This is a genomic window from Nonomuraea sp. K271 (genome assembly GCF_009908215.1).
GTDB lineage: Bacteria > Actinomycetota > Actinomycetes > Streptosporangiales > Streptosporangiaceae > Nonomuraea > Nonomuraea longispora.
Window position 1 is genome coordinate 96,152 of the sequence record NZ_JAAAHR010000007.1, and the last position, 9,004, is coordinate 105,155.

The 9,004-nt window shown below is 73.4% G+C and carries 6 protein-coding genes and 1 riboswitch; of the genes, 4 read left to right on the plus strand and 2 right to left on the minus strand.

The window, feature by feature from the left end:
* Nucleotides 1-4: 4 nt before the first annotated feature.
* Nucleotides 5-1,318: a cobyrinate a,c-diamide synthase gene (locus GUY59_RS04140; protein WP_161714391.1), complete on the plus strand. Its 1,314-nt coding sequence runs from the start codon at nt 5-7 to the stop codon at nt 1,316-1,318.
* Here the strand turns inward: GUY59_RS04140 and cobN are convergent.
* On the minus strand, nt 1,273-4,860 hold the full coding sequence (gene cobN / locus GUY59_RS04145) for a cobaltochelatase subunit CobN (protein ID WP_138208357.1): 3,588 nt from the start codon (nt 4,858-4,860) through the stop codon (nt 1,273-1,275). The genes GUY59_RS04140 and cobN overlap by 46 nt on opposite strands.
* Nucleotides 4,861-4,895: 35 nt before the next feature.
* Nucleotides 4,896-5,093: riboswitch (cobalamin riboswitch) on the minus strand.
* A 17-nt stretch (nt 5,094-5,110) separates the two neighbouring features.
* On the opposite strand from cobN, the gene cobG reads away from it, so the two are divergent.
* From cobG to GUY59_RS04160, 3 genes are read left to right on the plus strand one after another with little or no spacing between them, the layout of a single operon-like run.
* Nucleotides 5,111-6,316, plus strand: coding sequence for a precorrin-3B synthase (cobG, locus tag GUY59_RS04150; protein ID WP_212746353.1), 1,206 nt, complete (start codon nt 5,111-5,113; stop codon nt 6,314-6,316).
* A complete protein-coding gene (locus GUY59_RS04155; RefSeq protein ID WP_138208358.1) occupies nt 6,313-6,933 on the plus strand; it encodes a precorrin-8X methylmutase in 621 nt (206 codons plus the stop codon). The genes cobG and GUY59_RS04155 overlap by 4 nt, the downstream gene beginning before the upstream one ends.
* A 5-nt stretch (nt 6,934-6,938) precedes the next feature.
* Nucleotides 6,939-8,417: a precorrin-2 C(20)-methyltransferase gene (locus GUY59_RS04160; RefSeq protein WP_138208359.1), complete on the plus strand. Its 1,479-nt coding sequence runs from the start codon at nt 6,939-6,941 to the stop codon at nt 8,415-8,417.
* Here the strand turns inward: GUY59_RS04160 and GUY59_RS04165 are convergent.
* The coding region (locus tag GUY59_RS04165) for a cobalt-precorrin-6A reductase (RefSeq protein WP_161714390.1) at nt 8,408-9,004 on the minus strand (597 nt) is incomplete at its 5' end. The two genes, GUY59_RS04160 and GUY59_RS04165, sit on opposite strands and share 10 nt — an antisense overlap.

The window sequence follows — 9,004 nt, forward strand, 5'->3', positions numbered from 1 at the left end:
TCGGCTGGTCGTCGCGGCGCCGTCGTCGGGCAGCGGCAAGACCACGGTGGCCACCGGGCTGATGGCGGCACTGCGGGCCCGCGGCCTCAAGGTCTCGCCGCACAAAGTGGGGCCCGACTACATCGATCCCGGCTATCACGCGCTGGCCACTGGGCGTCCTGGCCGCAACCTGGATCCGTGGCTGGTGGGCGAGGGACGCGTCGCGCCGCTGTTCCTGCACGGGGCGGCAGGGTGCGACGTGGCTGTGGTCGAGGGTGTGATGGGGCTGTTCGACGGCAGGGGTGACACGGACTTCGCCTCGACCGCGCACGTCGTCAGGCTGCTGGACGCCCCGGTGGTCCTGGTCGTGGACGCGGCCCGGCAGAGCCGGTCGGTGGCGGCCGTGGTGCATGGATTCGTCACGTTCGACCCTCGGGTGCGGGTCGCCGGCGTGGTGCTGAATCAGGTGGGCTCCGACCGGCACGAAGTGCTGTGCCGCGCCGCGCTCGCGTCGGCGGGGGTGCCGGTGCTGGGCGCGATCCGCCGTGACGACGCCGTCTCGACGCCGTCCAGGCATCTGGGACTGGTGCCCGCGGCCGAGCGCGAAGCGGCGGCGGTGGCCGCGGTGGACCGGCTGGGCGCGCAGGTGGCCCGCTCGTGCGACCTCGATGCGCTGGTACGGCTGGCGCGATCGGCCCCGCCGCTGGACGCGGCGCCATGGGAGCCTGAGCCGGGTGCCGCCGGGCCCGGGCCGGTGGTGGCCGTGGCGGGCGGAGCGGCGTTCACCTTCGGCTACGCCGAGCATGTTGAGCTGCTGCGGGCGGCCGGCGCGGAGGTCGCGGTGTTCGACCCGTTGCGTGACGAGAAGCTGCCTGACGGGACCGCTGCACTGGTCGTCGGCGGCGGGTTCCCCGAGATGTACGCCGCCGAGCTGGCCGCCAACGCGCCGCTGCGCGAGCAGGTGGCGGCCTTCCGCGGGCCGATCGCGGCCGAGTGCGCCGGGCTGCTCTACCTGTGCGAGGAGCTGGACGGGCAGCGCATGTGCGGGCGGGTGCCGGGGCGGGCACGGATGACGCCTCGGCTGACGCTCGGCTATCGGGACGCGGTCGCGCTTAGGCGATCGCCGCTGACGAGGGCGGGCGAGCGCTTCCGAGGCCACGAGTTCCACCGCACGGTCGTCGGCCTCCCGGGCGAGCCGCTGTTCCGCTGGAAGGGCGGCGCCGACGGGTTCGGCGACGCCCTCGTGACCGCGTCCTACCTGCACCTGCACTGGGCCGGAGCCCCCGGCCTGGCTCAGCGGCTTGTGTCGTCCTCCAGGTCGCCCTCGGTCTTGAGGTAGACCTCCTGCAGGCCGCGCAGGAGGTCCGGGTCGGGGTGCTCCCACATGCCGCGCTCGGCGGCTTCGAGCAGCCGCTCGGCGATGCCGTGCAGCGCCCACGGGTTCGACTCGGCCATGAACGCCCGGTTCTCCCGGTCCAGCACGTACGTCTCGGTGAGCTTGTCGTACATCCAGTCGGCCATCACGCCGGCGGTGGCGTCGTAGCCGAACAGGTAGTCGACGGTCGCGGCCAGCTCGAAGGCGCCCTTGTAGCCGTGCCGCCGCATCGCGGCCAGCCATCGGGGGTTGACGACCCTGGCGCGGAAGATGCGTGAGGTCTCCTCCGACAGGGTGCGGGTGCGTACGGCGTCGGGGCGGGTGCTGTCGCCCACGTATGCGGCGGGAGCCTTGCCGGTGAGCGCGCGGACGGTGGCGATCATGCCACCGTGGTACTGGAAGTAGTCGTCGGAGTCGGCGATGTCGTGCTCGCGGGTGTCGACGTTCTTGGCGGCCACGGCGATCCGGCGGTAGGCGTCCTCCATCTGCCGGCGGGCGGCGACGCCGTCGAGGTCGCGACCGTAGGCGAAGCCGCCCCACGCCGCGTACACCTCGGCCAGGTCGGCGTCGTCGCGCCAGTTGCGGCTGTCGATGAGCGGTAGCAGCCCGGCCCCGTACGCGCCGGGCGCCGAGCCGAAGATGCGCATCGTCGCCTGACGCTCGTCGCCGCCGCTCTGGCGGGCGTGGGCGCGCACGTAGTTCTCCTCGTCCGGCTCGTCCAACCCGGCGGCCAGCCGTACGGCGTCGTCGAGCATGCCCACCACGTGCGGGAAGGCGTCGCGGAAGAAACCGCTGATACGGACGGTCACGTCGATCCTGGGGCGGCCGAGCTCGGCGAGCGGGATGGGCTCCAGGCTCGTGACGCGGCGCGACGCCTCGTCCCATTCGGGGCGGATGCCGAGCAGGGCCAGCACCTCGGCCACGTCGTCACCCGCCGTGCGCATGGCGCTGGTGCCCCAGACGGACAGGCCGACGGAGCGCGGCCACTCCCCCGTGTCGGCGTGATAGCGCTCCAGCAGCGAGCCCGCCATCGCCTGCCCGGTCTCCCAGGCCAGCCTGCTCGGGACCGCCCGGGGATCGACGGAGTAGAAGTTGCGGCCGGTCGGCAGCACGTTGATCAGGCCGCGCATCGGCGAACCGCTCGGCCCGGCGGGCACGTAGCCGCCGTCCAGAGCGTGCAGGAGGTGGTCGAGTTCGTCGGTGGTACGGGCTAGGCGCGGCACCACCTCGGTGGCGGCGAACGTCAGGATGCTGGTGACCAGCTCCATCCTGTTGGCCGGCACCGCACGGGCGACCTCCGGCGCGGCGTCCGGCGCCCAGCCCCGCTCCTCCATCTGCTCGATCAGCGCGCGGGCGACGGCCTCGGCCCGGTCCACGCCGCCCAGCGCGGCCGTGCCGTCCTCGGCCAGCCCGAGCGCCTCGCGCAGGCCGGGCAGCGTCTCCCGGCCCGACCACATCTGTCGGGCGCGCAACATGGCCAGCACCAGATCCACCCGGACCTGGCCGGTCGGCGCCTGCCCGAGCACGTGCAGGCCGTCGCGGATCTGCGCGTCCTTCACCTCGCACAGCCACCCGTCCACGTGCAGGATGAAGTCGTCGAACTCGCTGTCGTGCGGCCGGTCGGCCAGTCCGAGGTCGTGGTCGAGCCGGGCGGCCTGGATCAGCGTCCAGATCTGCGCCCGGATGGCGGGCAGCTTGGCCGGGTCCATGGCGGCGATGGTGGCGTGCTCGTCGAGGAGCTGTTCCAGCCGGGCGATGTCGCCGTAGGTGTCGGCGCGGGCCATCGGCGGCACCATGTGGTCGACCAGCACCGCGTGCGCCCGCCGCTTGGCCTGGGTGCCCTCACCCGGGTCGTTGACCAGGAACGGGTAGATCAGCGGCAGGTCGCCGATGGCGGCGTCGGTGCCGCAGGCGGCCGACATGCCGGCCGACTTGCCCGGCAGCCATTCCAGGTTGCCGTGCTTGCCCACGTGCACCATCGCGTGCGCGCCGAACTCGGCTGAGAGCCAGCGGTAGGCGGCCAGGTAGTGGTGGCTCGGAGGCAGATCGGGGTCGTGGTAGATGGCGATCGGGTTCTCGCCGAATCCGCGCGGCGGCTGCACCATCACCACCATGTTCCCGGCGCGCAGCGCGGCCAGCACGATGTCGCCTTCGTGCACGAACAACTCGCCCGGCGGCGGCCCCCAGTGCCGTTCCATGCCGGCCCGCAACTCCTCGGGCAGGGTCCGGTACCAGCGCTCGTAGGAGGCGGCGGAGATGCGTACCGGGTTGCCCGCGAGGTGCTTCTCGGTCAGCCAGTCCTGGTCCTGGCCGCCGGCGGCGATGAGCGCGTGGACGAGCGCGTCGCCGTCCTGCTCGGCCACCCCGGGAAAGCCGTCGCCCAGGTCGTAGCCCGCCTCGGCCAGCCGGGCCAGCAGCCGCACGGTGCTGACCGGGGTGTCCAGGCCCACGGCATTGCCCACCCGGGAGTGCTTGGTGGGGTACGCCGACAGCATCACGACCAGACGGCGCTCGGCGGGAGGGGTGTGCCGAAGCAGGCCGTGCCGTACGGCGATGCCCGCCACCCGGGCGGCCCGCTCGGCGTCGGCGGCGTAGACGGTGAGCCCGTCCTGGTCGATCTCCTTGAACGAGAACGGCACCGTGATGATCCGCCCGTCGAACTCCGGGATCGCCACCTGCGAGGCCGCGTCGAGCGGCGAAAGCCCGTCGTCGTTGTCCTCCCACGCCTGCTTCGAGGCGGTCAGGCAGAGACCCTGCAGGATCGGCACGTCCAGCGCGGCGAGCGCGCCGACGTCCCACGCTTCGTCGTCACCCCCGGCGCCCGCCGTGGCCGGGCGGGAGCCGCCCGCCGCGAGCACGGTCACCACCAGCGCGTCGGCCGCGTCCAGCGTGGCGAGCAGCTCGGGCTCCGCCGTGCGCAGCGAGGAGCAGTAGACCGGCAGCGCCTGGCCGCCCGCTGCCTCGATGGCCGCGCAGAGCGTCTCGACGAAGGCGGTGTTGCCGGCCACGTGGTGCGCGCGGTAGTACAGCACGCCCACCACCGGTCCACTCCGGGAACCGGTCTCGCGTTCCAGCCGTCCCCAGGAGGGCGCCGGTGCGGGCGGCGCGAACCCGTGCCCCGTCAGCAGGACGGTGTCCGACAGGAACGCGTGCAGCTCGGCCAGGTTCGCCGGCCCGCCCTGGGCCAGGTAGGCGTGTGCTTCGGCGCAGACGCCGCCGGTGACCGTGGACAGCTCCATCAGCTCGGCGTCCGGGGCTTGCTCCCCGCCGAGGACCACGACCGGGCGCGGCTGCGCCAGCAGCGCGTCCAGGCCCTCTTCCCAGGCCCTGCGTCCGCCCAGCAGGCGGACGATGACCAGATCGACGCCTTCCAGCAGCTCCGGCAGATCGTCGGCCGCCAGCCTGGCGGGGTTGCCCCATCGGTAGGCCGTGCCGCTGGCCCGGGCGCTCAGCAGGTCTGTGTCGGAGGTCGAGAGCAGCAGAACGGTATGGCTGTCGCCAGGCACGGCGCATCCTCCCTCGGGGTCCTCGCCCCGGTCGCCGGTGTCGCGACGGCAGGAGTCTCCTGGCTCCCGGATCGGCGCTCACCCCGGCCTTCCCACCCGTCGCCGGGTAGTGGCCTGTGGTGGGGTTCGCTCCCCGGTCACAGTGGCGGGACCGCGCCGGTTTCGCACCGGCTTCCTCCCTTTGCCATCGCCTACCCGGGAGCCTACGACAGGAGTCACCCTCGCCAGAAGTGGCGTTACCATCCTCTTCGTGTCCATAGCCGACTTTTCCGGACGGGTACGCCCTGACGCCTGTCCGGGAGCGCTACAGGTGCACGAGGCCGCCGACGGCCCGCTGGCCCGCGTCCGCCTGCCCGGCGGCGCCGTGACCCCTGCCCAGCTCCGTGAGATCGCGGCCTGCGCGGATGAACTCGGCTCGGGGGTGATCGAGCTCACCTCGCGCGCTAACGTGCAGGTACGTGGTCTGCGCTCGGCGTCCGCTTTCGCCGGGCGGATCGCGGCGGCGGGCCTGCTGCCGTCCGCCGCGCACGAACGGGTCCGCAACATCGTCGGATCGCCGTTGAGCGGGCGGGGCTCCGGAGGGTTGCTCGACACGCAACCGATGGCGGATGCCCTCGACCAGGCGCTGTGCTCACGTGCGCGCCTTGCCGAGTTGCCTGGACGGTTCTTGTTCGCGCTGGACGACGGCACGGGAGACGTGACCGGGCTCGGCGGGGACGTCACGTTCGCAGCCGTGAGCGCGCGCGAGGGGCGATTGCTGCTGGCGGGCTCGGGCTGCGGGCTCGCCGCGCGTCCGGACTCCGCGATTCCTCTGATGCTCGCCGCGGCCGGGGCGTTCCTCGACGAGCGGGCCTCGCAGGCCGAAGGCCGGGCCCCCGCATGGCGGATCCACGAACTGAAGGACGGCCCCCAGCGGGTCGCCACTCGCCTGAACGGTCTCACAGCTGAGCCGCCTCATGACCCCGGCGGCTTGCACGAGGCAACCAGTCAGGCCGCACCGGTTCACGTGCGCGATTCACGCGCCGGACACATCTCCCAGCGGGACGGCCGGATCGCGCTGGAAGCCCTGGTTCCGCTCGGCCGCTTGACGCCCGCCCAGGCTGTGGCTCTCGCGGACGGCGGAACCGCGGTGCGGCTCACTCCCTGGCGGACCGCCGTACTGCTGGACCTGTCCCCCGGGGAAGCGGATCGCGCGGCGAGCACGATCGAGGAGGCCGGGCTCGTCGTCGACCCGGCGTCGCCATGGGCCGGCGTCACCGCCTGCACCGGCCGTCCGGGCTGCGCCAAATCGCTGGCCGACGTCCAGGCCGACGCCCGGCGCTGGGTGAACAGCCTGGACGCCGCTCCGCCCACGCCCGTGCACTGGGCCGGCTGCGAGCGCCGCTGCGGACTCCCACGCGGCCAAGTCATCCAGATGATCGCCACCGAAGACGGTTACCAGGAAAGGCAGCAGTGAGCGACTACATCCGCGACGGCGCCGAGATCTACCGGCAGTCGTTCGCCACCATCCGCGCCGAGACCGACCTCACTCGCATGCCGCCCGATGTCGCGCAGGTGGCGGTGCGGATGATCCACGCCTGCGGGATGACCGACCTGGTCGCCGACCTCGACTGGTCACCCGCCGTGGTCGTCCGGGCCAGGGAGGCGCTGCGCCGTGGCGCGCCCGTGCTGTGCGACGCCATGATGGTCGCTTCGGGCGTGACCAGGAGCAGGCTGCCCGCCGCCAACGAGGTGCTCTGCACGCTCGGCGAGCCCGGTGTGCCCGAGCTGGCCGAACGGCTCGGCACCACCCGAAGCGCCGCCGCCCTCGAACTGTGGCGCGACCGTCTCGACGGCGCGGTGGTGGCGATCGGCAACGCGCCCACCGCCCTGTTCCGCCTGCTGGAACTGGTCGCCGAGGGCGCGGGCAGGCCCGCGGCGGTGCTCGGCATCCCCGTGGGGTTCATCGGAGCGGCCGAGTCCAAGCGAGCGCTGGTGGAAAGCGACCTGGACCACCTGGTGGTGCGCGGCCGTCGCGGCGGCAGTGCGATGACGGCGGCGGCGCTCAACGCCCTCGCGAGCGGGACGGAGTGAGTGCGATGACGGGACGGCTGTACGGGGTCGGCCTCGGTCCCGGCGACCCTGAGCTGGTAACGGTCAAGACCGCCAGGCTGATCGGCGAGGCGGACGTGATCGCCTACCACGCGGCCCGGCACGGACGCAGCATCGCCCGCTCGATCGCGCTGCCGTACATGAAGGAAGGGCAGATCGAGGAACTCCTGCTCTACCCGCTGACCACGGAGACGACCGACCATCCCGGCGGCTACCAGGGCGCGCTCGACGACTTCTACGCCGACTGCGCCGAACGGCTGGCCGCGCACCTGGAGGCCGGCCGCACAGTGGTCGTGCTGGCGGAGGGCGACCCGCTGTTCTACGGCTCCTACATGCACATGCACAAGCGGCTCGCCCACCGCTACCCGACGGAGGTGGTGCCCGGGGTCACGTCCGTCAGCGCGGCCTCCGCCGTGCTGGGCCGTCCGCTGGTGGAGCGCGACGAGGTGCTCACCGTGCTGCCGGGCACGCTGCCCGCCGGGGAGCTGGCGGAGCGGCTGCGCGGCACCGACTCCGCCGCGGTGCTCAAGCTGGGCCGGACGTTCACGAAGGTCCGCGACGCCCTGGCCGAGGCCGGGCGTCTCGACGACGCCTGGTACGTCGAGCGCGCCACCATGGACGACGAGCGGGTCGCGCCGCTCAAGGACGTCGACGCGGACGGTGTGCCGTACTTTTCGCTGGCGTTGCTGGCCAGCCCGGCGGAGCGGACCTTCGTACCCGAGCCGGCGGCGACCGAGGGACGGGGCGAGGTGACCGTGGTCGGCCTCGGCCCGGCCGGGCGGGCGTGGCTCACGCCGGAGGCGCAGGAGGCGCTGGCGGTGGCGACGGACCTGGTCGGCTACGGCCCGTACGTGGACCGGGTGGCGCCGAACCCGCGCCAGCACCGCCACCGTACCGACAACCGGGTGGAGGCCGAACGGGCCAGGCACGCGTTGGAGCTGGCCCGCGAAGGGGCGCGGGTGGCCGTGGTGTCCTCTGGCGATCCCGGCGTGTTCGCCATGGCGAGCGCGGTCCTGGAAGCGGCGGGCGACTTCCCCGACGTGCCGGTGCGGGTCGTCCCCGGGCTGACCGCCGCGCAGGCGGTGGCCAGCAGGGTCGGCGCTCCCCTGGGCCATGACTACTGCGTGCTGTCGCTGTCGGACCTGCTCAAGCCGTGGGAGGTGGTGGCCGAGCGGCTGTCGGCCGCGGCTCGGGCGGATCTGGTGCTGGCGATCTACAATCCGGCCTCGCGCAGCCGTACCTGGCAGCTCGGCGCGGCCCGTGACCTGCTGCTGGAGCACCGCGACACCGCCACCCCGGTGGTGATCGGCCGCAACGTCGGCGGCGAGCAGGAGAGCGTCACCGTCACCACGCTCGATGAGTTCGATCCCTCTCAGGTCGACATGCGCTGTCTGCTGATCATCGGTTCCTCGACGACCCGTGTCACGGATCGCGGCGTCGTCTACACCCCCCGCCGCTACCCCTGAGCCCAGGCGGCCGCCACGGCCACGGCGTCCACCACCCGGACGCCCGGGGGTGGAGGCGGCCGGTCCACCATGATCACTGGCAGCCCGAGCTCGCGCGCCGCCGCCAGCTTGGCGGCCGTCATCTCACCGCCGCTGTCCTTGGTGACCAGCACGTCCAGCCGGTGCTCCCGGATGAGGGCCCGCTCCCCCTCGACCGTGTACGGGCCGCGATCGAGCAGCACGTGCATGTTGGCCGGGACGGGCGCGTCGGGCGGGTCGACCGACCTGGCCAGCAGCCACACCCCGGACAGCCCGGTGAAGACCGGCAGGCTCCGGCGGCCGGTCGTGAGGAACACCCGCTCCACAGGCATGCCGGCCAGCCTGGCAGCCGCCTCTTCCAGGGAGGGGACCCGCTGCCAGGCGTCACCCGGGCCCTCATGCCAGCCCGGCCTGCGCAGGAGGAGCAGCGGCACGCCGTTCCGCGCCGAAGCCTCGGCCGCGGAGGCCGACATCCGCGCCGCGAACGGATGCGTCGCATCCACCACGGCATCGATCCGCTCGGCGGCCAGCCAGTCGGCCAGCCCGTCCGGCCCGCCGAACCCGCCCTC

Bases quoted from the DNA above. Each gene is read 5' to 3' on its own strand.
- GUY59_RS04160 (WP_138208359.1), top strand. From the start codon at position 6,939: ATGACGGGACGGCTGTACGGGGTCGGCCTCGGTCCCGGCGACCCTGAG.